This is a genomic window from Burkholderia sp. 9779_493, assembly GCF_015712215.1.
In the GTDB taxonomy this organism is placed as follows: domain Bacteria; phylum Pseudomonadota; class Gammaproteobacteria; order Burkholderiales; family Burkholderiaceae; genus Burkholderia; species Burkholderia cenocepacia.
Genome location: NZ_JACCQA010000003.1, coordinates 204,465 through 227,332 on the forward strand (window position 1 = coordinate 204,465; position 22,868 = coordinate 227,332).

The window sequence follows — 22,868 nt, forward strand, 5'->3', positions numbered from 1 at the left end:
ACAACTGACATGAAAATGCAGTGGCATGACCGACAACGGTAAGATGCGCGCAGGTTGAACACGTAACCAATTTGTATGGACCTCGATAGCATCCGAATCTTCTTGCGCGTAGTGGAACGCGGCAGCTTCACCGCCGCGTCCGTGGAACTCGACATGCCGCTCAGTCGCGTGAGCCGCAAGGTCAAGCACCTCGAGGACGATCTCGGCGTGCAACTGCTGTACCGGACCACACGCCGCGTGTCGGTCACCGAAGCCGGGCGCGATTACTACGATCGCTGCCTGCGCGCCGAGGACATCCTGCTCGACGCGGACCGCCAGGTCCGCACGCTTCGCACCGACCCCGAAGGCACGCTGCGCGTGCTGGTGCCCTATGCGATCGGCCTGTTCCAGCTCGAACCGGCGCTCGCCGAATTCCGCTGGCGCTACCCGCTGGTGCAACTGGTGCTGATCTACGACAACAGTCCGCTCGACCTCGTCGAGCATGGCTTCGACGTCGCGCTGCGCGCGGGTCTGCTGAACGATTCGGGCTACGTCGCGCGCTCGCTCGGCTGGTCGCATGCGAAGCTCGCCGCGAGCCCAGCCTACCTGGATCGCACCGGCCGGCCGCGCACGCCGGACGATCTCGCGCAACACGACATCCTGTTCGTCGGCCGCGATGCGCCGGGCCTGACGCTGCGGCTCAGCAACACCGACGGCGAGCGGGCCGACGTCCCGGTGCAGCCCGTGCTGATCTCGAACGAATCGGTCACGGTATTGCGCCAGGCCACGAGCGGCGGCGGCATTGCGCTGATCTCCACGCATTTCACCGCGCGACGGCTCGCGAGGAACGAGCTCGAGATCGTGCTGCCCGACTGGCACCGTACGAACGACGTCGAGCTTCACGCGCTCTATCCGCGCCGCGCGACGCTCGACAGCAAGGTGCGGGCATTCGTCGAGTTCCTCACCGAACTGTTCGCCACCTGGCGAACCGCGCCGTAACCGCCTCGCACGGCCGGCAATCGATGCACGTCGACTACATTATTGCAGCGCAGGAAAGGAATTAATGAGCGCGCAAGCGTTGATCGTCGTTCGCCGCATGGTTAGCCTGTGGCGATGAAAAACGACCACACACGCCACGGCAGCCATGTGAGTGCTGCCCGCCGACGCGTCACGCGCGTCGCGCCCTCCTGAGCGGCGATAGCCGCCCCGCGAAGCCCGCCCCGGCTTCGCCATTCCGATTCACCGATCGAACCGCACACCGCACGCGACCGCGCCGCTTGTCGGGCCGCCGTGCGGCGTGCGTGCGCCCGTTCGTTTCGCGCTTCGTCCCCGCATTGCACGTCACATGCATGCGCGGCGTACGGCGCGCGCCGTACGGCCTTCGTCCATCACGCAGGAACGCCATGTCCTCTCCCTCGTCTTCAGGCCCGCTGTCGGGCGGCCGGCTCGTCATCGGCACGATCGCGGTATCGCTGGCGATGTTCATGAACGTGCTCGATTCGTCGATCGCGAACGTCGCGATCCCGACGATCTCGGGCGACCTCGGCGTGTCGGTCGACGAAGGCACATGGGTGATCACGATCTTCGCGGCGGCGAACGCGGTGTCGATTCCGCTCACCGGCTGGCTCACGCAGCGCTTCGGCCAGGTACGCCTGTTCGTCACGTCGATCCTGCTGTTCGTGTTCGCGTCGTGGCTGTGCGGGATTGCGCCGAACCTGCCGACGCTGCTCGCCGCGCGGATCCTGCAAGGCGCGGTGGCGGGGCCGCTCGCGCCGCTGTCGCAGGCGCTGCTGCTCGGCGCGTGGCCGCGGCAGAAGTCGTCGACGGCGCTCGCGCTGTGGTCGATGACGGCGCTCGTCGGGCCGATCGCGGGGCCGTCGCTCGGCGGCTGGATCACGTACGACTACAACTGGTCGTGGATCTTCTACATCAACATTCCGGTCGGCTTCTTCGCGGCGGCCGTCACGTGGTTCGTGTTCCGCGATCGCGAATCGGCCACGCGCCGCCTGCCGATCGATACGGTCGGCCTGCTGCTGCTCGTACTGTGGGTCGCATCGCTGCAGATCATGCTCGACAAGGGCAAGGATCTCGACTGGTTCAATTCGCCCGTCGTCGTCGCGCTGGGCATCGTCGCGCTGATCGGCTTCGCGTTCTTCCTCGTGTGGGAGCTGAACGAAGCCAATCCGATCGTCGACCTGCGCCTCTTCACGCAGCGCAATTTCGCGGGCGGCACGATCGCGATCTCCGTCGCGTACGGGATGTTCTTCGGCACGCTCGTGCTGCTGCCGCAATGGATGCAGGGCTATCTCGGCTACCGCGCGGTCGATTCGGGGCTCGCCACCGCGCCGCTCGGGGTGTTCGCGATCCTGCTCACGCCGGTCATGGGGCGCCTGCTGCCGCGCACCGATCCGCGCTATATCGCGACGCTCGCATTCGTCGGCTTCGCGGTCGTGTTCATGATGCGCACCACGTTCTACACCGACGTGTCGCACTGGGATCTCGTGCTGCCGACGCTGCTGCAAGGCATTCCGATGGCGATGTTCTTCGTGCCGCTGACGTCGATCATCCTGTCCGGGCTCCCGCCGGAGAAGATTCCGGCCGCGGCCGGCCTGTCGAATTTCGGCCGCACGTTCTGCGGCGCGGTCGGGACGTCGCTGATCAGCAACGCGTGGAACGACCGCACGATCCTGCACCACGTGCGGCTCACCGAACAGGCGAGCGTCACCAATCCGGTTTTCACGCAGCAACTCGACACGACCCGTTCGCTGCTGCACCTGAGCCCCGATTCGGCGCTCGCGTTCTTCAATGCATCGGTCGATTCGCAGGCGGCCGTGATGGGCCTGAACGACATCTTCTATGTGTCGGCGATCATCTTCATCGCGATCATCCCGCTCATCTGGATCACGAAGCCGTCGCGCTCGGGCGGCGGCGATGCCGATGCGGCGGCGGCCGGCGCGCATTGACCCGCATGCGTTGCGGCGCCGCTCCGTGCACCGGCATCGCGACGACCGCGGGATCCGCCGGTAACGGCGAGCACCGAGCAAGCGCCCGTCCGGCAGCGGGCGCTGGTTGTGTATCGAATCGTTTCAACGCGCCAACGGCGTCAAATGCTGCGGGTATACTCCGTCGTCAGCCGCCTGCCGTCTCGTCGTCCGCCAAAAGCGGCCCGATTCCGGGCGGTTTCGTCGCGAAGCTTCGCGTTTCGCTACCCCGCGCCCCAGCCTCGATACGAGACACCCGACGACCGACCATGAAACGATTCCTGCTGCTCCTTCCCGCCGCCGCCCTGCTCGCCGCCTGCGGTTCCGCGCCCTCGTCCGACTCGGCCGGCTCGGGTGCCGCGCCGATGATCTACGTGTCGTCGCAACGCCCGGCGTACGCGGTCGCGAACTGCCTCGACAGCCGCCTGTCGGGCACCGAACAATCGCAGCACAACGGCGTGACCGACATCGCCGTCGGTTCGAATTCGTACTTCGTCACGCTGACGCCGTCGGGCAACGGCTCGGTGATCAAGGTCGTGCGCGGCTCCGGCAGCGAGCCGGCCGAGGAAGCGATGCGCTTCGCGATCGCACGCTGCGCGATCTGACCACCTCCCGCGCCGGGCGCCCGCCCGGCCCGTCGCCACGCGCCAGCCGGCGCGCCCGCCGAATATTTTCATCCGGGTGCCCGTCGATGAGAGAATCGCACCACGATTCCCTTTCGATGGAGCCCGCATGAAGCACCTGCTGTCCCGGCTGTTCGTCAGCGCCGCGCTCGTCGCGCTTGTTCCGGCGCTGCCGGCGCAGGCTGCCACGCCGCCCGGCATCTTCGTCGTCGCCACCCAACTCGGCGAATTCACGACCCTCGACCCGAGCGGGATCTACGAGCTGGTGCCGTCCGAATACGTCGCGAACACCTACGAGCGGCTGGTGCGCGTCGACCTGAAGGACCCGACGCGCTTCGACGGGCAGATCGCGCAATCGTGGACGGTCGGCGCCGACGGCGTGACCTACACGTTCAAGCTGCGCCCGGGCCTCACGTTCCATTCCGGCAACCCCGTGACCGCCGACGACGTCGCGTGGTCGCTGCAGCGCACCATCCTGCTCGACAAGGGGCCGGCCGGCGTGCTCGCCGATCTCGGCCTCACGAAGGCGAACGTGACGCAAAAGGTGCGCGTGGTCGATCCGCAAACCGTCGTGCTCGAAACCGACCGCAAATACGCGCCGAGCTTCGTGCTCAACGTGCTGAGCGCATGCCCGGCCTCGGTCTTCGATAAAAAGCTGCTGCTGTCGCACCAGCAAGGCAACGATTTCGGCAGCGGCTGGCTGCGCACCAACGACGCGGGCTCGGGCCCGTACCAGCTCGTCAAGTGGACGCCGAACGAAACCATCGTGCTGCAGCGCTTCGACAAATACCGCACGCCATACCCGATGAAGCGCGTGGTGCTGCGCCACGTGCCCGAAGCGTCCGCGCAACGGCTGTTGCTGGAGAACGGCGACGCCGACGCCGCGCGCAACCTGAGCCCCGACAGCCTCGCCGCGCTGTCGAAGGCCGGCAAGATCAAGGTCGCGTCGTGGCCGGTGTCGGCCCTGCTGTACCTGAGCCTGAACACGAAAAACCCGAATCTCGCGAAGCCCGAGGTGCAGCAGGCGATGAAGTGGCTCGTCGATTACGACGGCATCCAGCGCAACGTCGTCAGTACGACCTACAAGGTGCATCAGACCTTCCTGCCCGAAGGCTTCCTCGGCGCGTCGAACGCGCGGCCGTACAAGCAGGACGTCGCGAAGGCGAAGGCGCTGCTCGCGAAGGCCGGCCTGCCGAACGGTTTCGACGTGACGATGGACATGCCGAACGACTATCCGTACCTCGAGATCGCGCAGGCGCTGCAGGCGAACTTCGCGCAGGGCGGCATCCGCGTGAAGCTGATCCCGGGCGACGCGAAGCAGGCGATCGGCAAGTACCGCGCGCGCCAGCACGACATCTTCATCGGCGAATGGTCGCCCGACTACATGGACCCGAACAGCAACGCGCGCGGTTTCGCATGGAATCCGGACAACTCGGACCAGTCGCCGACCAAGATGCTCGCGTGGCGCAACAGCTGGAACATTCCGCAACTGACGAAGGACACCGAAGCCGCGCTCGTCGAGCCGTCGCCCGCGAAACGCGCGCAGCGTTACGAAGCGCTGCAGAAGGCCGTGCTCGCGAACTCGCCGTTCATCATCATGTTCGAGAAGGTCGTGCAGGTCGCCACGCGCCCCGGCGCGACCGGACCGGAAATCGGGCCGATCAACGACCTCGTGTCGTACCGGACGCTCGCGAAGTAATCGCCGCCGCGCGGGCCAGCGCCGCGGGCCGCCGAGCCGGCGCGGGGCCTGCGCCGGGCCGTGCGGCGGCGATCTACAATGGCCGGCATCGCGCGGACACCGCGCCGGGCACACGTAACGGGACACCAACATGCATTCGAGCGAGCACGCAGTCTGCGTGGCGATCAACGACAACAACCGCGCGTGGTACGAAATGCTCGTGCCGTTCCTGCTGTCGCTGCGGCACGCCGGCTACGATGGGCGGATCGCGGTGATCGGCTACGGGCTGTCCGAGCGCAAACGGCAGATTCTCGCGAGCCAGTCGGTCGACGTGATCGACGCGTCGAGCGCCTACGCGCTGCCGGTCGGCCGCTTCATCGAGGCCGCCGGGTATTGCGCGCGCCATCCGCAGATCCGCAAGCTCGCGCTGTACGACGCGGACATCTGGTTCTGCGCGCCGCAGTTCGACCTGTTCTCGCAGATCGGCGACGACCGGCTCCACGTGTGCCCCGACCCGCTGTTCTGCACGTTCGTCGTCACGCCGCTGATCGGCGAGCGGCGCGACCATCACTGGCGCCTCGTCGTCGACGAAGTCAACGCGCGCCACGGCGGTGCGCTGCAAGCCGGGCTCGTCGCCGGAACCGCCGACGCATGGGCGCGTTATGCCGACCACCTGCGCGACTGCATCGCCCGCATCGGCACCGATTTCCAGGAATGCTTCGGCATCGATACGACGTTCCTGCACCTGTGGAGCGCGCAAGGCGAAACGGCGCTGCTCGACCCGGTCCAGAACTTCGTCAGCAAGTACGGCATTCACGAATCGTTCGACGCGGGCACCGGCACGACGACGCTCAGGTACCACGGCGAGCCGATCCGTGCGCTGCACATGACCGGCGACATCCGCTTCCTCGACCGGTGGCGCTACTACGCGAACCACACCGACGCCTCGCTGCGCGACGGCCAGCCGTTCGCGCTGTCGGACGGCACGCCGGCGCCGTCCGATGCGGTCGCCGCCCGCATCGCGGCGGCGGATTACGTGCGTTCGGCCGGGCTGACCGTTGCGTCCGCCGCGATCGAGACAAGCGCGGGCGCGTACCTGCAGGCGATCGACGAACCGGACGGCACGATGCTCGTCGGCAGCGGCAACCACGAAGTCGTGTTCACCGCGACCCGCGACATCGCACGGCTGAACGTCTACGTCACGCATCCGTCCGGTTCGCCGTCGCCGCTGCTGTGCGAGGTGCGGGTCGACGGCCACGCGCAGCGCAAGGGCACCGAACTGATGGCGCATTTCTGGTACCAGGTGGCGGCCGGCGCCGTCATCACGCTGCGTGCGACGAGCCTCGGCGGCCAGCAGTGCAACGCGATCTGGCGGCTGCGTGAAGCGCCGGACATGCAGCAGTAAGCGCCGGCCCGCACCGGCTCAATTGAAGGCCGCCCATACCAGGTACGCATTCAGCCCGACGATCACGACCGTCGCCGCGCCGGCGACGATCCGCAGCGGCATCCGCAGCGCGTAAGCGCCCATCACGTCTTCGCGCGCCGACAGTATCAGCAGCGCGATCATCGGCATCGGCAGCACGAAACTCAGCACGACCTGGCTCGCCACCATCGCCCGCGTGACGTCGCAGCCGAGCGCGACCACCACGAACGCGGGCGCGATCGTCACCGCGCGCCGCACCCAGAGCGACATGCGGCGGTGGATGAAGCCCTGCATCACGACCTGCCCGGCCATCGTGCCGACCACCGAGCTCGACACGCCCGACGTCAGCAGCGCGACGAGAAACAGCGCGCCGGCCGCCGGCCCGAGCACCGGGATCAGCGTGTGATAGGCGTCGCCGATGTCGGTCATGCCCGGCGCAGTCGCGTGAAACGCCGACGATGCCATCATCACCATCGCGAGATTCACGAACCCGGCGAGCCCCAGCGCGACCACCACTTCGCGATTCGAGAACCGCACGAGCCGCCGCCGCTCTCCGTCGTCGCGCGGGGCGGTGCGATCCTGCGTGAGACCCGAATGCAGATACAGCGTGTGCGGCATGATCGTCGCGCCGATGATCCCGACCGCGATCGTCAGCGCCGCGTGATCCGGAATCTGCGGGACCACCAGATGGAACGCGGCCGCGTGCCAGTCCTGCGGCGCGATCAGCAGTTCGCCGAGATAGCACGCGCCGATCACGCCGACCAGCGCCGCGATCGCCGCTTCCAGCGGCCGGAAGCCTCGCTTTTCGAGCGCGAGGATCGCGCAGGTCGCGAACGCGGTCGCGATCATCCCCGTGAACAGCGACGAATGGCACAACAACCCGAACGCGAGCGCGCCGCCGAGAAATTCGGCGAGATCGGTCGCCATCGCGGCGATCTCGGAAGCCATCCACATGCCCCACACGACCGGCACGGGGAAACGGTCGCGGCACAGTTCGGCGAGATTGCGGCCGGTCACGATGCCGAGCTTCGCCGACATCGCCTGGAACAGCATCGCGATCGCGTTCGCGGCCAGCACGACCCACAGCAGCCGGTAGCCGTACGCGGCGCCGGCCTGGATGTTGGTCGCGAAGTTGCCGGGGTCCATGTAGCCGATCGACGCGATCACGGCCGGGCCGACGAACGGCAGCAGCGCGGCGACGCCGGTGCGGCGCCCTTCCAGCGCGGCGCGCGCCGCGCCGTCGGTGTGCTCGGTGGACAGGCCCGGCAGCGCAAGGCCGCCGGCAGGTTTGCTCGGGACGGGAAGCATGGTGGAGTTTCCGTTCGAATGGCGCAGACTGATTCGGGAGCGGGCACCGTGGCCGGCATGCCGCCTGCCGGCCGCGGCGCTGTGCGAAGACCGCGTTACAGCGGCACGACGTCGGGACGATTGCGCGGAAACTGCGCGATCACGTCCGGCGCGACGTTCAGGTGCGCTTCGACGAGCTTCGGCGGCGTATGCGCGAGCCAGTCGGACAACGACACCTCCGCATAGCGGTCGGTCTTGAAGATCTCGAGGAACACGAGGTCGGTCTGGCCGGTGTTCTGCACGTAGTGCCCGAGGCTCTTCTTCACATAGCCGACGTCGCCCGCGCGGAAATCGGCCGTCTGCGCCTTCGGCCCCGTGTCGAACACCGTCATCCGCGCCTCGCCCTGCAGGTAGTACTGCCATTCGTCGGCGTTCGGGTGCCAGTGCAGTTCGCGCATGCCGCCCGGATGCACGGTGACGAGTGCCGCCGCGACGGTCGTCGACACGTTGAAGTTGGTGCTGTCCGCGATCCGCACCTCGCCGCCGCGCGTCTTTTTGACCGGCTTCATGTCGCCGAGCGAAAAGATGAACGGATGCGGCGGCGCACCGGCCGATGCGGCGGATGCGCGCTGCGCGTCCGCGAGCGGGCCCGGTTCGTCGCCCTGGAAGATCCACAGGTTGTCGAGCGGCACGTTCCTGAACGCGTCGGCCGGCACGCCGAAGTTGAGCGCGAGCACGTCGGGCGGCGTATGCGCGATCCAGTCGGTCAGCAACAGCGTGTTGAATTCCGAGGCGCGGCCGTTATCGAACGCGAGCAGGAATTCGGCGCCGTCGCTGCCCAGGCCCTGCAGCGAATGCGGCAGACCGGGCGGGAAATACCAGAGATCGCCGGTCTTGACGTCCTGCACCGACGGCCGCCCGAGTTCGTCGAGCACCGTGATCCGGCAACGGCCGTCGAGCATGATGGCCCACTCGGCCTGCTGGTGCCAGTGCATCTCGCGAATGCCGCCGCGCGTCAGCCGCATGTTGACGCCGGAAATGGTTTCGGAAATCGCAAAATCGTCCTGCGTCACTTCGCGCGCCCATCCGCCATTTTGAATGCGTTTATGAGCATTATTGAAAGACGCCCAGAATAACGGCATCCCGTTAATATCGGTGGCCGGCGGATCCTGAAAAGACGGGAATTGATTGGCAATGGCCGGATTTTTTGGCCCCGGGTCGGTCAGGCTCTGGCGGTTACGGGCATTCACCGCGCCTTCCGGCGGACTGTCCGGATTACCGAACGAGGCGGCCTTGGCCGATACCGCGATGCCCGCGGCGGCGATGGCGCCGGCCGTACCGGCCAGCATCTTGCGTCGAGAAAGATTCGTCATGATTTCCTCTTCATCCCTGCAATCGAGAGAATTTCCATTACGGAACACTTGCTGTTTCTTCGAATTACCGAAAATCAAACATCCCGTGACGCAAGTTAAATACAAAGCCACCGGAAAATTAAATGAATTATTAACCTGAATTAATGACTTAATCTGATCGGCTTTAATTTTGTAATTATTGCGATGCAGCAGGGGATGAATGGCGAGGAAAAGAAATCGATATGCGCACCGCGCGATGGCGGCCCACTGCCATCGATTCAGGTGGCCTGGCGCGCCACCCGGAACGGAAAAATACGGATGCGCCGGCTTTCACCTGCCCGGCCGGGACCGGGCCCGCGTCACTCCCGCGGCATGTCGGCGAGTCGCTGCGCGGCGAAGCGCAATCCGCCGAGAATGCGTTCGGCGATCCTTGCCGGAAACCCGGCCGGCAGCGCCGCGCCGACCGATTCGATCACATGTGGCGTCATTGCAATGAGTCGTTCGACGATCGGTGTCGCGATATCGCCAAGCAGGCAATGCTCCGCCATCGCAGTGAAGTGCCGGCGCGTGATGTCGCGCATCGCATAGTGCTTGCGCTTGCCGTGCACGGCCATCGCGAGCTTCGCCTTGTGCCACGACCACTGGTTCGCGCCATCCCCTTCGACCGGCCAGATCGACATCACGTCGTAGAGCGGCGTCAGACGGAAGCGGCCGCCCGGCAGCAGGCGCAGGCTGAAGTTCTTCGCATGCCCGTCCGGTGCGGCAAGCATCCAGAACACCACCAATGCGGTGAACAGCGTGTCGAGGTCGGCCTGCGCCGTTTCCGACCGGCGCAGGATGCCGGCCAGATCGGGCACGCCGGGGCCGCCCTGCGATTCGTATTTCAGATGCGGCGGCACGCCGAGCGCTTGGCAGAAATCCTCTTGCGGCAAGCGCAACAGCCGGCCGCCGTCACGATGCAGCGCGCGATCGAAGCGCGCGACCAACAGCACCTTGTATTCGCCGAAACGCACGATGTCGGCATCCGCCGTCGGCAGGCCGAACGCGCGCAGGATCGCGAGGCACAGCCACTCGTTTTCGACGGAAGTCGTCAGATCCGCACGCTTGTTGCCGACCAGCCCGAGCGGCAACTTGAGGATATGCGTGGTCGGCGTCGCGCCATGCGGACGCATCCATCGCCCGTCGTGAAACAGCAGCGCGGTCTTTTCCTGCGCGCCGGCCAGCGACAGGCGGAAGTCGTCGTCCTGCGCACCGCCCGCCGCCCCGCTCGCCTGATCGAGCACACGCGCCACGTCGTCGTCGGACAACGGCATACCGTCGATCCGGTCATGGCCGGCCGGGGTTTCATCCTCGCCGAGCAACTGCACCGCGCCGACGCAGTCCCGGCCGAGCGCGGCGAGCAGATCGAACGGCTCGGTCGTCGCCGTGCCGAACCGCGACGCAAGCCGGCGCCGAATGGCGTCGCTGTCGGGCAGCAGATTATCGAAGTAGTGATTGACGCGCTCGCCGCGCAACGGCGCATCACCGACGCCGAACGGCAGCGACAGCGACAGCGGGCGGCCTGCATCCGACTGTTTCCAGCCGGCGTCGTACAGCAGTTCCATGTCGCCGCGCGCGGGAATCCGCCAGATTCCGACCCGCACGCCATTGGCCCAGATCGATAGCGCGCGGCTGTGCGATTTGCGTCCCACCGATTACCACTCGACGTTGGCAGCGTCGCGCCCGTCCTTCGTGCGGATGCTGAGCTCGAGACCGTACAGCGCGGTCAGTTCGAGCAACTGCTTGAGCGACAGGCTTTCGGTGCGGAGCGTTTCCAGCGACGACAGGCGCGATTGGCCGACGCCGATGCGCGCCGCCGCTTCGGCTTGCGTCAGCCCCTTGGCCTGACGCGCGGACGACAGGATTTCGCCCAGTTGAGCAGGGGTATTGACGATGAGATTCACGGCTGGAGTCCTGTATGCGATCCATGCAGTATATCTCTGACAGGCATAAACGCAAATTATCTCTGATAGAGATAAACGTAAAATATTCCTGTCAGAAATATTTCCACACGCCAGTGCGTTGCTCCCCCAGTCGTTGCATTCACGCCCAGCCCGCTATCGCTCACCGCCACCTGATAGTTTTTATCCGCTGGCGTGAATGATTTTGGCTTTGTCAGATAGATGACATCAAATCACTAAATGACAACGATCTAACAGCTCGATGACCTGCGCCTTCGCCCATACCGTCGAATCCCGCTTTGCCGAGCTGACGCCGACCGCGAAGCGCATCGCGAGCTACATGCTCGCGAACCTCGACCGGCTCGGGCTCGAGACGGCCGACCAGATCGCGCAGCAGGCCGGCACCAGCGGCATCTCGGTCGGGCGTTTCCTGCGCAGCATCGGCTACCGCAATCTCGACGACCTGAAGCGCGAACTGCGCGGCGGCGGCGATCGCCCGTGGATGATCACCGACCGGCTCGACGAATACCGCCGCATCGCCGGCACGCCATCGGCCGAACGCAACGGCGGCAACGGCAGCGCCGGCACGCTGGCGTCGTCGCTCGAACGCGAGCTCGACGCGATCCGCCACGTGTACCGCCTGGCCGAAGGCCCGGTGTTCGCGCAGGTCGCCGACCGGATCGCGCATGCCGACGCGGTGTTCATCCTCGGCATCCAGTCGACCCGCGGCATCAGCAACGCATTCAGCAGCTACCTCGAATACCTGCGCCCGCGCGTGTTCTATTCCGACGGCCAGTCGGGCTCGTACGTCGATTCGCTGAACTCCGAATTCGAGCATCCGTACTGCGTCGTCACCGATACGCGCGCGTATTCGCGCAGCGCGCGCCGCTATTGCCAGGCGGCCGCCGAACGCGGGCAGCCGTTCGCGCTGGTGACCGACCTGTCGTGCCCGTGGGCGCGCGAATGGCCGGCCGATCTGCTGCAGGTGAAGACCGACGTCGGCCAGTTCTGGGATTCGCTCGCGCCGCTCACCTGCCTGTTCAACCTGCTGATCACGGCCGTGGTCGATCGCCTCGGCCCCGCGATCGACCGGCGCGTCGCGCGCAACCGCGAACTGCAGCGCACGTTCGACCAGTTCGAATCCTGAGCGAGCCCACCCTGCCGATGAACGATCACCGCCTCGTCGAAATCACGCCCGCCACGCATCGCGTCGAGATCGATCTCGTCTACGCGACCGACCGCAACCTGACCGGCAAGCCGATCTACCGCAACGCGCACTGCCTGCTGCTCGAGCCCGCCGAAGCCGCATTGCGCCGCGCGGTGGAGGTCGCCGCGCAGGCCGGCTTCACGCTGCGCCTCTACGACGCCTACCGGCCGCCGCAGGCGCAGCAGGTGCTGTGGGATTTCCTGCCCGATCCGAACTTCGTCGCCGACCTCGGCCGCGGCTCGAATCACAGCCGCGGCACCGCGCTCGACCTGACGCTCATCGGCGCGAACGGCGCGCCGCTCGACATGGGCACCGGCTTCGACGAGATGGTCGCCGCATCGGGCCACTTTCACGCGGGGCTGCCCGAACACGTGCAACGCAACCGCCTGCTGCTGCTCGGCGTGATGCATGCGGCCGGCTTCACGCACATCGACAGCGAATGGTGGCACTACGAACTGCCCGGCTCGCGCGCGTTGCCGCAGATCGACAATGCGGCGAGCGGCCCGTGGCGCCTGATGTAACGACGATCCACGCCTCCTTTTTCATGCACGTCCACGTTCAACGACTCAAACGACAGATGGAGAAGCGCACATGACATTCCCGACCTCCCGGCTCGTCGCGGCGCTGGCCGCCGCGTCCGTATTCGCCGCCGTTCCGCTTGCCGCCGCGCATGCGGAAACGCCGAAGGACATGTTCGTGATGGCCACGCTGCTCGACGAATTCACGACGCTCGATCCGGGCGAGATCTACGAGCTGGTGCCGGAGGAATACGTCGCGAACACGTACGACCGGCTCGTGCGCGTCGACCTGCGCGATCCGTCGAAATTCAACGGCGACGTCGCGCAGTCATGGACCGTGAGCCCCGACGGCCTGACCTATACGTTCAAGCTGCGCACCGGCCTGAAGTTCCACTCGGGCAACCCGCTGACGGCCGACGACGTCGCGTGGTCGATCCAGCGCGCGGTGCTGCTCGACAAGGGGCCGGCCGCCGTGCTGACCGGCATCGGCCTCACGAAGGCGAACGTCGTCGCGAACGTGAAGAAGCTCGACGACGCGACGGTGTCGGTCACGACCGACCGCAAGTACGCGCCGACCTTCGTGCTGAACGTGCTCGGTTCGTGGCCCGCATCGGTGCTCGACAAGAAGTTGCTGCTGTCGCACCAACAGGGCAACGACTTCGGCAACGGCTGGCTGAAAACCAACGAAGCGGGCTCCGGCGCCTACAGGCTGGTCAAGTGGACGGCCGGCGACAGCGTCGTGCTGCAGCGCTTCGACGGCTACCGGCTGCCGCTCGCGATGAAGCGCATCGTGCTGCGCCACGTGCCCGAAGCCGCGAGCCAGCGCCTGCTGCTGGAGAACGGCGACGTCGACGCGGCACGCGACCTGAGCCCCGACGATCTGGCGTCGGTCGTGAAGTCGGGCAAGGCGAAGGTAGCGGCCTCGCCGCAGGCGACGCTGCTGTATCTCGGCCTGAACACGAAGAACCCGACGCTCGCGAAACCCGACGTGCAGGAAGCGCTGAAATGGCTCGTCGACTATGCGGGAATCCAGGGCAACGTCGTGAAGACGACCTACAAGGTACACCAGACCTTCCTGCCCGAGGGCTTCCTCGGTGCGCTGAACACGAACCCGTACAAGCTCGACGTCGCGAAGGCGAAGGCGCTGCTCGCGAAGGCCGGCGTGCCCGGCGGCTTTTCGGTGACGATGGACGTGCGCAACGACTATCCGTACACGGAGATCGCGCAGGCCGTGCAGGCGAACTTCGCGCAGGCCGGCATCAAGGTGCAGCTGATCCCCGGCGACAACAAGCAGACGCTCGCGAAATACCGCGCGCGCCAGCACGACATCTACATCGGCGAATGGTCGGCCGACTACATCGATCCGCACAGCAACGCGCAGGGTTTTGCGTGGAATCCGGACAACACCGACAAGTCGAGCTATAAAATGCTGGCCTGGCGCAACAGCTGGGACATCCCGCAACTGACGAAGGAAACCGACACCGCGCTCGCCGAACCGACCGCCGCGAAACGCGCGCAGCTGTATCAGGCGATGCAGAAGGAAGTGCTCGCACGCTCGCCGTTCGTGATCATGTTCGAGAAAGTCGCGCAGGTCGCGACGCGGCCCGGCGTGAGCGGGCTCGAAGTCGGGCCGATCAACGATCTGGTGTCGTACCGCAACCTGAAGAAGCAATAAGATTCGCCGCATGTCGACTCCCGCCTCCTCCCTCGAAGCACTGCGCACGCTGCCCGCGCGGCGCCCGGCCGTGCGCTGGGCACTGCGCGTGCTGCGCTGGGCGCTCACGCTCGCCGTCACGTTCGCGGGGCTGCTCGCGCTGACGTTCGTGATCGGCCGCAAGGTGCCGATCGATCCCGTGCTCGCGATCCTCGGCGATCGCGCGTCGGCCGAGGCGTACGCGGCCGAGCGCATCGCGCTCGGGCTCGACAAGCCGCTCGTCACGCAATTCCTGATCTACGCGCGCGACGTGCTGCACGGCAATCTCGGCGTGTCGCTGCTGACCGCGAACCCGGTGCTCGACGACATCAAGCGCGTGTTCCCGGCCACGCTCGAACTGGCGACCATCGCGACGCTGATCGGCATCGCGATCGGCGTGCCGCTCGGCGTCGCGGCCGCCGTGAAGCACAACCGCCCGATCGATCACATCGCGCGCTTCGTCGGGCTGATCGGCAATTCGGTCCCGGTGTTCTGGCTCGGGCTGATGGGGCTGCTGCTGTTCTATGCGCGGCTGCACTGGGTCGGCGGCCCCGGCCGGCTCGATCCCGTCTACGACGGCATGGTCGACCCGCGCACCGGCAGCCTGCTGCTCGACGCGGCGCTCGCGGGCGAGTGGGACGTCTTCCGCAACGCGGTGTCGCACATCGCGCTGCCGGCCGCGATCCTCGGCTACTACTCGGTCGCGTATCTCAGCCGCATGACGCGCTCGTTCATGCTCGACCAGCTGAACCAGGAATACATCGTCACCGCGCGCGCGAAGGGACTGTCCGAGCGACGCGTGATCTGGCGGCATGCGTTCGGCAACATCGCGGTGCCGCTCCTGACCGTGATCGCGCTCACGTACAGCAACCTGCTGGAAGGCTCGGTGCTGACCGAGATCGTGTTCGCGTGGCCGGGGCTCGGCTCGTACCTGACCGGCGCGCTGCTGAACGCCGACATGAACGCGGTGCTCGGCGCGACGCTCGTGATCGGCGCGATGTTCATCACCGTCAACCTGCTGACCGACGCGCTGTACCGCGTGTTCGATCCGCGTGCGCGCTGAGGGCCGCTCCGACATGACCGCTTCCCCCCTGCTTCTTTCATCGTCCATGCCGAAGGTCGTCCAACCATGAGCGCCGAGCGTCTCTCCCTGCGCGCGTGGCTGCTGTCCGACGCGCCCGCGTCGCGCTCGCAGGCCGCATTCGGCCTCGCGTACCGGCGCTGGCGCCGGTTCGCCACGAATCCGCTCAACCTGTTCGGGCTCGCGATCCTGGTCGCGCTGATCGCGGTCGCGATCGTCGGCCCGCTGATCATGCCGCACGATCCGCTGCGCCAGGTGCTGTCCGACCGGCTGCTGCCGCCGGGCTCGCCGTCGCACTGGTTCGGCACCGACCAGCTCGGCCGCGACATCCTCTCGCGGCTGATCGCCGGGTCGCGCCTGACGCTCGGCATCGCGCTGCTGGTCGTCGTGATCGTCGTGCCGATCGGCCTGCTGATCGGCACCACGGCCGGCTATTGCGGCGGCTTCGTCGACAGCATGCTGATGCGCATCACCGACATCGCGCTCGCGTTTCCGAAGATCGTGCTCGCGCTCGCGTTCGCGGCCGCGCTCGGCCCCGGCGTGATCAACGCGGTCGTCGCGATCTCGATCACCGCGTGGCCCGCGTATGCGCGGCTCGCGCGCGCCGAAACGATCCGCATCGCGCAGGCCGACTACATCCACGCGGCGCGGCTGCAAGGCGCGTCGGGCCCGCGCATCCTGCTGCGCTACATCATGCCGCTGTGCATGTCGTCGGTGATCGTGCGCGCGACGCTCGACATGGCCGGCATCATCCTGACCGTCGCGGGCCTCGGCTTTCTCGGCCTCGGCGCGCAGCCGCCGAGCCCCGAGTGGGGCTTCATGGTCGCGTCGGGCCGCAACGTACTGCTCGACGCGTGGTGGGTCGCGACGCTGCCCGGCATCGCGATCCTGCTCGTGAGCCTCGCGTTCAACCTGCTCGGCGACGGGCTGCGCGACGTCTTCGATCCCCGCCATGGAGCGTGACATGCCGATGCATTCCACCGCCGCGCCGGCACCGCTCTGCGAGATCGACGGGCTGAAGATCGGTTTCCGCGGGCACGACGGCAGCGTCACCGACGCCGTGCGCGACCTGTCGCTGACGCTCGCGCCGGGCGAGCGGCTCGGCATCGTCGGCGAATCGGGCTCCGGCAAGTCGCTGACCGGCCGCGCGCTGCTCGGCCTGCTGCCCGACGCCGCGCGCTGGTCGGCGCGCACGATGCGCTTCGCGGGCCACGACCTGCTCGCGATGTCGCCGCGCGAGCGCCGGCGGCTGTGCGGCAGCCAGATGGGCATGATCCTGCAGGACCCGAAATATTCGCTGAACCCGGTGATGACGGTCGCGAAGCAGATGGGCGAGGCGTTCCGGCTGCACGAGCCGGGCCTGCGCGGCCGTGCGCTGCGCGAGCGGATCGTCGACGCGCTCGCGGCCGTGCAGATCCGCGACCCGGCGCGCGTCGCCGATGCGTATCCGCACGAGTTGTCGGGCGGCATGGGCCAGCGCGTGATGATCGCGATGATGGTGTCGACCGGCCCGCGCCTCTTGATCGCCGACGAGCCGACCTCCGCGCTCGACGTCGCGGTGTCGATGCAGGTGCTCGCGGTGCTCGACGCGATGATCGCGCGGCACGGCACGGGCCTGATGTTCATCAGCCACGACCTGCCGCTCGTGATGTCGTTCTGCGACCGCGTCGCGGTGATGTATGCGGGCCGCGTGGTCGAGACCTGCGCCGCGCGCGACCTGCGCGACGCCACGCATCCCTACACGCGCGGGCTGCTCGCGGCGAACCCGCCGCTCGCGGACCCGCCCGACGAACTGCCGGTGCTGCGGCGTGACCCGGCATGGCTCGAGCCCGCGCCGCCGGCCGCCGCGAGAACCGATCGACAGGAGGCCGCACGATGATCGACGTCGATCATGCATCGATCCGTTTCCCGACCCGCACGGGTCACGTCGACGCCGTGCGCGACGCGAGCTTCGCGGTGCGCGACGGCGAAGTGTTCGGGCTGGTCGGCGAATCGGGCTCCGGCAAGTCGACGCTGCTGCGGGCGCTGACGGGCCTCGTGCCGCTCGCGTCCGGCAGCCTGTCGATCGACGGCCGCCCGGTGGGCGGCACGCCCGATCGCGCGTTCCGCCGCCACGTGCAGATGGTGTTCCAGGATCCGTATGCATCGCTGCATCCGCGCTTCACCGTCGACCAGACGCTGCGCGAGCCGCTGTCGATCCACGCGATCGGCGACGCCGATGCGCGGATCGCCCGCGCGCTGTCCGCAGTCGGCCTCGGCCCGGCGTTCCGCTTCCGCTATCCGCACCAGTTGTCCGGCGGCCAGCGGCAGCGCGTCGCGATCGCCCGCGCGCTGATCGTCGAGCCGCGCGTGCTGCTGCTCGACGAGCCGACGTCCGCGCTCGACGTGTCGGTGCAGGCCGAGATCCTGAACCTGTTGCGCCGCCTGCATCGCGAACGCAACCTGACGATGATCCTCGTCAGCCACAACCTCGCGGTGATCGGCTTCCTGTGCCAGCGCGTCGCCGTGATGCAGCACGGCGAGATCGTCGAGCAGCTGCGGATCGAGGACGTGCGCGCCGGACGGGTCGCTCGCGACTACACGCGCACGCTGCTGAATGCGACCGAAGGCTACCGCCGTCTCGACCCGGTGGTCGACGCGCCTGCCTCGTGACATCCGCCGGACGCGAACGCATGCGATACTGCGCACGCCACGCGCCGGCTTGCCGCCGCATGGAACCCTTGCGTACCGCACGGGTCAACTTCCTTTCGTCAACAGCTCAATCGCAATAGGGAGGCGTTCATGCTGCAATTCATCGAAACCCTGGTCGTCGGGCTCATCGTCGGCCTCCTCGCCCGCGCGTTCAAGCCGGGCGACGACAAGATGGGCATCCTGATGACCATCGTGCTCGGCGTCGTCGGCTCACTGGTGGCCGGCTATGTCGGCCGCGCCGCCGGCTGGTATGCACCGGGCCAGGGCGCCGGCTGGATCGCGTCGATCATCGGTGCGATCGTGCTGCTCGTCGTCGTGGGTGCGATCCGCAAGCGCACGAGCTGAACACCGCGCGCCCCGCACCAGCGCAAAACGGCCGCTCGATCACGAGCGGCCGTTTTGCTTTCCGGACGACGCTAACCGTTGCCGGCGCAACGGTTACCGCGATCGTTCGTCATGCGATCTTGTCCCATCCCGCGTTTCCCCACCTTGCGGATGCGCAGATCCGGCCTACATTGGTTGAAGCACTGCGCGGTCATTTGCTTATTACCTATATTTTCGTTTTTTGATTCAAGAGGTCCGATGGTTTTGCCGTTTACGCAGATAGCATCGCAGCGTTGACGGACTGCCACCCGAGCGGCCCCGCTGCGACGCGCTTCCTCTCTGGAGCCTGTCATGAAGCATCGCGTGTTCGCCTCGTTCGCCCTGGCTGCCTCGCTTCTGGCCTCGTCCTCGTCATTCGCCGCCGGCGCGTCCGGCATCATCTACTTTTCCGGCATGATCGTCGAGCCGCCCTGCTCGTTCGCGCTCGACACGACCAACGCGGTCCGGGCACACGTGCGCCCCGACTGCCCGCGTCCGGCCGCCGGCCAGATCGCGTTCGTCGACGCGGCGACCCAGCGCTCGCTGAAGACCGCGCTCTTTACGCAAGCCTCCCGCGCAATCGTTTTACCTGACCGTCCGGGCAACGACCATGCACCGATGATCGCCGTCGTGACCTACCAGTAAAGCCCGCCGCGGCGCCGCGCGTCAGTCGCGGTGACGCGCGATCCAGTCGCTGAACGCACGGATCTTCTGCTGGCTGCCGAGGTTCTCGGGGTAGACGAAGAAGTAGCGTGCGCCCGTTTCGAGCACGATGTCGAACGGCCGTTCGAGCCGGCGTGCGCTCACGTCGTCGTCGACGAGCGTCACGTCGCCGATCGCGACGCCGAAGCCCTGCATCGCCGCGTTCGTCGCGAGATCGAGCGTGTCGAACGTCGGCCCGCGCGCGGGATCGACGCCGCGCTCGCCCGCATGGTCGAGCCATGCACGCCAGTCGCGGTGGTCGCGCGTCGGGTGCAGCAGCGTGTGATGCGCGAGATCGCCGACCGCGCCGAGCGGCGACGCCTGCCGCAACTCGGGCGCGCAAACGGGTGTCAGCCGCTCGTCGAACAGCGGCAGCGCGACGACGCCCGGGCCCGGCGACGTCCCGTAGACGATCGCCGCGTCGAACGGCTCGCTCGAGAAATCGACGACGTGCTGCCACGTGGTCGTGATCTGCACGTGGAGATCGGGATGTTCGCCCTGGAAGCGCATGATGCGCGGCAGCATCCAGCGCATCACGCAGGTCGGCACCTTCAGCGCGAGATCGGTGCGCTGCCGCGTGAGCTTCATCGAGATGTCCTCGATCCGCGCGAAGCTCTCGTCGACCACCGGCAGCAACTGCTCGCCTTCGGCCGTCAGCGTGAGGCCCTTCGCATGCCGCCTGAACAGCGGAAAACCGTAATGCGCCTCGAGCGTCTGGATCTGGCGGCTCACCGCACCCTGCGTGATGCACAGCTGCTCGGCCGCGCGCGTGAAGCTGCGGTGGCGAGCCACCGTCGAGAAGATCTGCAGCGCGTGCAGGGGCGGAAGTCGGCGCATGGCGAACGGGAAACGGAAAACGGCGCGGAAGGACCGCGCGCCGACGCCGGCGCGCGCTGACCGACACGATAAGCCAAACGCCGGCTTTGCGCGAGACGCCGGGTACTCAGGCCGTCGCGGTGAGCGCGCCCGCCGCGATGCGCGCCGCCGAGGCGACGACGTCCGCGCGCGCCGCGGCATCGGCCTGCGGCTGCGTGAACGACACGGCCATCACGATCGGTGCGCGCGCCGGCGGCCACAGCACCGCGACGTCGGTCGTCGTGCCGAAGCCGCCGGTCCCGGCCTTGTCCGCGACGCGCCAGCCGGGCGGCACGCCCGCCGCGATGCCGGTCGCGCCGCGCGCGCCGCCGACCATCCACTCCGTCAGTTGCGCGCGCTGCGGTTCGCGCAGCGCGTCGCCGAGCAACAGCCGCTGCAGCGTGTCGACCATCGCGACCGGCGTCGACGTGTCGCGCTCGTCGCCGGGCGCGGCCTTGTTCAGTTCGGGTTCCCAGTGATCGAGGCGGAAGGTGGTGTCGCCGCTTTCGCGCGCGAACGCGGTGACGGCCTGCGGGCCGCCGAGCACGCCCATCAGCAGGTTGCCCGCGCCCTTGTCGCCCGACTGCAGCATCGCGGCGCACAGCTGCGCGATCGTCATGCCGGTGTCGACGTGGCTCTCCGTAATCGGCGAGCCGGACACGATTTCATAGCGGCGATACAGGATGCGACGCGGCAGCAGCGATGCGTCGAGCGAACCGCGCGCGAGCATCGCGGCGGCCGCCATCACCGCATACGTACCGCACAGCGGGAAGCGTTCGCGTGCGTGATGCGCGATGCGTACGCCGTTCGACGTATCGAGCGCGGCGACGCCGAGCCGCCCGTTCGAGGCCTTTTCGAGCGCGGCGAGTTCGGCTTGTGCGGTGTGGGCGCGCCCCTGGTCGGCGACCGGCGCGGACGTGCACGCGGCAACGAACGGCGCGGCAACGGCGGCAAGCAACAGCGAGCGGCGTGTCGGAGAGTGTTCCATGAATGAGGTCTGTTCTGTCGGAAACGGTGGCTCGAAGCAACGCGGCCGCGCATCCGCGACGCGCGACCGTTCACGCCGACGGCCGGCCCGCGACGGCATTCGCCGCGCATCCCCGAAAGACGCCCGTCGGCCCCGCGCGATGGCGGGATTCGCATGAACAGACCCTAGCGTAGCAGCGACCGCCGTCGCGTTCCAGCGAAACGGCCCCGCCTCACCCTTGCGACGAAGGCAGGTACGGCATCGGATTCACCGGCTTGCCGTCGCGTCGCACCTCGAACAGCAGCGCGACGCGCGAGTTGTCGAGATCGCCCATCTCGGCGATCGCATCGCCCTGATGCACGATGTCGCCCGTCTTCACGAGCAGCTTGCGGTTGTGCGCATAGGCGGTCAGGAAATCCGCGTTGTGCTGGACGATGATCAGGCTGCCGTAATCGTTCAGGCCGGTGCCCGCGTACATCACGCGGCCGTCGGCCGCGGCGCGAACCGGGTCGCCCGGCCGGCCGGCGATCTGGATGCCGCGGTTCTGGCCGGGCCGGAACCCGTCGACGATCTTGCCGGTTGCCGGCCACTTGAGCGCGACGCCGCCCGCATGGCGACGGGTTTCCTTGACGACCTGACGGTCGCTCGCGCTCGATGCGCCGGCCTGCGAAGTGGCTTGCGCGGTTGTCTGCGAATTGCCCTGACTACCCGCCGCGCCATTGCTCGCGACGGCCTGCGTGGCGGCCGCTCCCGCGGGCGGCAACGGCTGCTGCCTGACGATGCGCAGCACCTGCCCCCTGCGCAGCCTGCCGTTCGCGGCCAGCTTGTTCCAGGTGCGCAAGTCGGCCACGCTGCAATCGTTCGCGGAAGCGATGCCCGTCAGCGTGTCGCCGCGTTTCACGACGTACTTCTGCGCGACGAGAATCGGCGCGGGCGGCATCGCGGCGGCCGACGGCGCGGCAGGCGGGCTCGAATCAGCGGGCTTTCCCGCCAGCGTGTCGCTCGGCGGAACGGACTGCGGACTTGCACAACCGGCCATGACGAGCACGGCGGCCAGGCCCGACAGCCACGCCGCCTTGCGGTGAATCTCGCGCGTTTTCATGGACGATCCGACTCCGGTTTGACAATCTTTCAAGCATCTCAAAAACGGAACGGCCGACGTGTAACCGGATGCAAACAATGATGACAAACGATCACGGACCGGATGCCGGCCGGCATTCGCTACCGGTAATACGGTCCGATCCGGAAAAACTTGATGGTGTTTTCGCAGAAAAACGGAAGAATTTTCGTCGCAAAAAACTATGGCTCATTTATTTCAATAGGCACGCACCGCGACGTTCATCGCCACCACGCGACAAGTTCGGCACCGGCCCACGCGACGCCGATGCACAGGAACAGCAGATGCAGCGCGATCTTGAACGACACGCCCCATGACGAATCGATCTGCATGACAGGCTCCCCGGTTGATGTGCGTCCATGATCGACCATCGATCGCGCCCCGAAAATGCGGAAGCGGCGAACCGGGTCT

The 22,868-nt window shown here is 67.3% G+C and carries 22 protein-coding genes; 15 read left to right on the plus strand and 7 right to left on the minus strand.

The genetic code is table 11. The features are described from left to right. Positions 1–75 precede the first annotated feature (75 nt). The 5 genes from H0X95_RS04020 to H0X95_RS04040 all read left to right on the plus strand — a co-directional run bounded on the left by H0X95_RS04020 (position 76) and on the right by H0X95_RS04040 (position 6,666). The gene (locus H0X95_RS04020; protein WP_059720772.1) at positions 76–978 is read left to right on the plus strand and encodes a LysR family transcriptional regulator; all 903 of its coding nucleotides are present in this window, start codon (positions 76–78) and stop codon (positions 976–978) included. A 404-nt stretch (positions 979–1,382) separates the two neighbouring features. Next, entirely contained in the window at positions 1,383–2,942 is a 1,560-nt protein-coding gene (locus H0X95_RS04025; protein WP_006483833.1) for a DHA2 family efflux MFS transporter permease subunit, read from the plus strand. Positions 2,943–3,229: 287 nt separating this feature from the next. Further along, positions 3,230–3,565 carry a hypothetical protein gene (locus H0X95_RS04030; protein WP_006494660.1) on the plus strand — a complete coding sequence of 112 codons (336 nt, stop codon included), beginning with the start codon at positions 3,230–3,232 and terminating at the stop codon, positions 3,563–3,565. 127 nt (positions 3,566–3,692) lie between these two features. After that, positions 3,693–5,282, plus strand: coding sequence for an ABC transporter substrate-binding protein (locus H0X95_RS04035; RefSeq protein ID WP_048988045.1), 1,590 nt, complete (start codon positions 3,693–3,695; stop codon positions 5,280–5,282). A gap of 130 nt (positions 5,283–5,412) precedes the next feature. Continuing rightward, positions 5,413–6,666, plus strand: coding sequence for a hypothetical protein (locus H0X95_RS04040; protein ID WP_059720771.1), 1,254 nt, complete (start codon positions 5,413–5,415; stop codon positions 6,664–6,666). Positions 6,667–6,684: 18 nt separating this feature from the next. Here H0X95_RS04040 and H0X95_RS04045 read toward each other — a convergent pair whose 3' ends face one another. Both H0X95_RS04045 and H0X95_RS04050 read right to left on the minus strand, forming a co-directional pair. After that, positions 6,685–7,992, minus strand: a complete 1,308-nt coding sequence (locus H0X95_RS04045; RefSeq protein WP_059720770.1) for an Nramp family divalent metal transporter — start codon at positions 7,990–7,992, stop codon at positions 6,685–6,687. Between the two features lie 95 nt (positions 7,993–8,087). Continuing rightward, entirely contained in the window at positions 8,088–9,281 is a 1,194-nt protein-coding gene (locus tag H0X95_RS04050) for an oxalate decarboxylase family bicupin (protein WP_370448171.1), read from the minus strand. Between H0X95_RS04050 and H0X95_RS36375 the strand changes: the two genes are divergently transcribed. Next, positions 9,166–9,483 (plus strand): hypothetical protein, encoded by a 318-nt coding sequence (locus tag H0X95_RS36375; protein ID WP_408580181.1) that lies wholly within the window; start codon positions 9,166–9,168, stop codon positions 9,481–9,483. The two genes, H0X95_RS04050 and H0X95_RS36375, sit on opposite strands and share 116 nt — an antisense overlap. A gap of 199 nt (positions 9,484–9,682) precedes the next feature. On the opposite strand, the gene H0X95_RS04055 is transcribed toward H0X95_RS36375, so the two are convergent. Both H0X95_RS04055 and H0X95_RS04060 read right to left on the minus strand, forming a co-directional pair. Beyond that, positions 9,683–11,014: a type II toxin-antitoxin system HipA family toxin gene (locus tag H0X95_RS04055; RefSeq protein ID WP_059720769.1), complete on the minus strand. Its 1,332-nt coding sequence runs from the start codon at positions 11,012–11,014 to the stop codon at positions 9,683–9,685. Positions 11,015–11,017: 3 nt separating this feature from the next. Continuing rightward, a complete protein-coding gene (locus H0X95_RS04060; protein ID WP_006483523.1) occupies positions 11,018–11,266 on the minus strand; it encodes a helix-turn-helix domain-containing protein in 249 nt (82 codons plus the stop codon). A 259-nt stretch (positions 11,267–11,525) separates the two neighbouring features. Between H0X95_RS04060 and sapR the strand changes: the two genes are divergently transcribed. The 9 genes from sapR to H0X95_RS04105 all read left to right on the plus strand — a co-directional run bounded on the left by sapR (position 11,526) and on the right by H0X95_RS04105 (position 19,461). Beyond that, entirely contained in the window at positions 11,526–12,410 is an 885-nt protein-coding gene (sapR, locus tag H0X95_RS04065) for a sap1 transcriptional regulator SapR (protein WP_058903218.1), read from the plus strand. Between the two features lie 17 nt (positions 12,411–12,427). After that, positions 12,428–12,991, plus strand: a complete 564-nt coding sequence (gene ddpX, locus H0X95_RS04070; RefSeq protein WP_059720768.1) for a D-alanyl-D-alanine dipeptidase — start codon at positions 12,428–12,430, stop codon at positions 12,989–12,991. A gap of 70 nt (positions 12,992–13,061) precedes the next feature. Beyond that, positions 13,062–14,663, plus strand: a complete 1,602-nt coding sequence (locus H0X95_RS04075) for an ABC transporter substrate-binding protein (protein ID WP_058903220.1) — start codon at positions 13,062–13,064, stop codon at positions 14,661–14,663. Positions 14,664–14,673: 10 nt separating this feature from the next. Further along, positions 14,674–15,744 carry an ABC transporter permease gene (locus tag H0X95_RS04080; RefSeq protein ID WP_006483536.1) on the plus strand — a complete coding sequence of 357 codons (1,071 nt, stop codon included), beginning with the start codon at positions 14,674–14,676 and terminating at the stop codon, positions 15,742–15,744. A gap of 66 nt (positions 15,745–15,810) precedes the next feature. Then, entirely contained in the window at positions 15,811–16,725 is a 915-nt protein-coding gene (gene nikC / locus H0X95_RS04085; RefSeq protein WP_058903221.1) for a nickel transporter permease, read from the plus strand. 1 nt (position 16,726) lies between these two features. Continuing rightward, a complete protein-coding gene (locus H0X95_RS04090) occupies positions 16,727–17,641 on the plus strand; it encodes an ABC transporter ATP-binding protein (RefSeq protein WP_006483526.1) in 915 nt (304 codons plus the stop codon). Further along, on the plus strand, positions 17,638–18,414 hold the full coding sequence (locus H0X95_RS04095; RefSeq protein WP_058903222.1) for an ABC transporter ATP-binding protein: 777 nt from the start codon (positions 17,638–17,640) through the stop codon (positions 18,412–18,414). The genes H0X95_RS04090 and H0X95_RS04095 overlap by 4 nt, the downstream gene beginning before the upstream one ends. A 129-nt stretch (positions 18,415–18,543) precedes the next feature. Continuing rightward, positions 18,544–18,798, plus strand: a complete 255-nt coding sequence (locus tag H0X95_RS04100; RefSeq protein WP_006483522.1) for a GlsB/YeaQ/YmgE family stress response membrane protein — start codon at positions 18,544–18,546, stop codon at positions 18,796–18,798. A 330-nt stretch (positions 18,799–19,128) separates the two neighbouring features. Continuing rightward, on the plus strand, positions 19,129–19,461 hold the full coding sequence (locus H0X95_RS04105; RefSeq protein ID WP_006496978.1) for a hypothetical protein: 333 nt from the start codon (positions 19,129–19,131) through the stop codon (positions 19,459–19,461). A gap of 21 nt (positions 19,462–19,482) precedes the next feature. Here H0X95_RS04105 and H0X95_RS04110 read toward each other — a convergent pair whose 3' ends face one another. From H0X95_RS04110 to H0X95_RS04120, 3 genes are all read right to left on the minus strand, one after another. After that, positions 19,483–20,355: a LysR substrate-binding domain-containing protein gene (locus H0X95_RS04110; protein WP_006483527.1), complete on the minus strand. Its 873-nt coding sequence runs from the start codon at positions 20,353–20,355 to the stop codon at positions 19,483–19,485. Between the two features lie 106 nt (positions 20,356–20,461). Continuing rightward, positions 20,462–21,361, minus strand: coding sequence for a class A beta-lactamase (gene bla, locus H0X95_RS04115; RefSeq protein ID WP_034202207.1), 900 nt, complete (start codon positions 21,359–21,361; stop codon positions 20,462–20,464). Positions 21,362–21,572: 211 nt separating this feature from the next. Beyond that, positions 21,573–22,442 (minus strand): peptidoglycan DD-metalloendopeptidase family protein, encoded by an 870-nt coding sequence (locus H0X95_RS04120; protein ID WP_006489809.1) that lies wholly within the window; start codon positions 22,440–22,442, stop codon positions 21,573–21,575. Positions 22,443–22,868 lie beyond the last annotated feature (426 nt).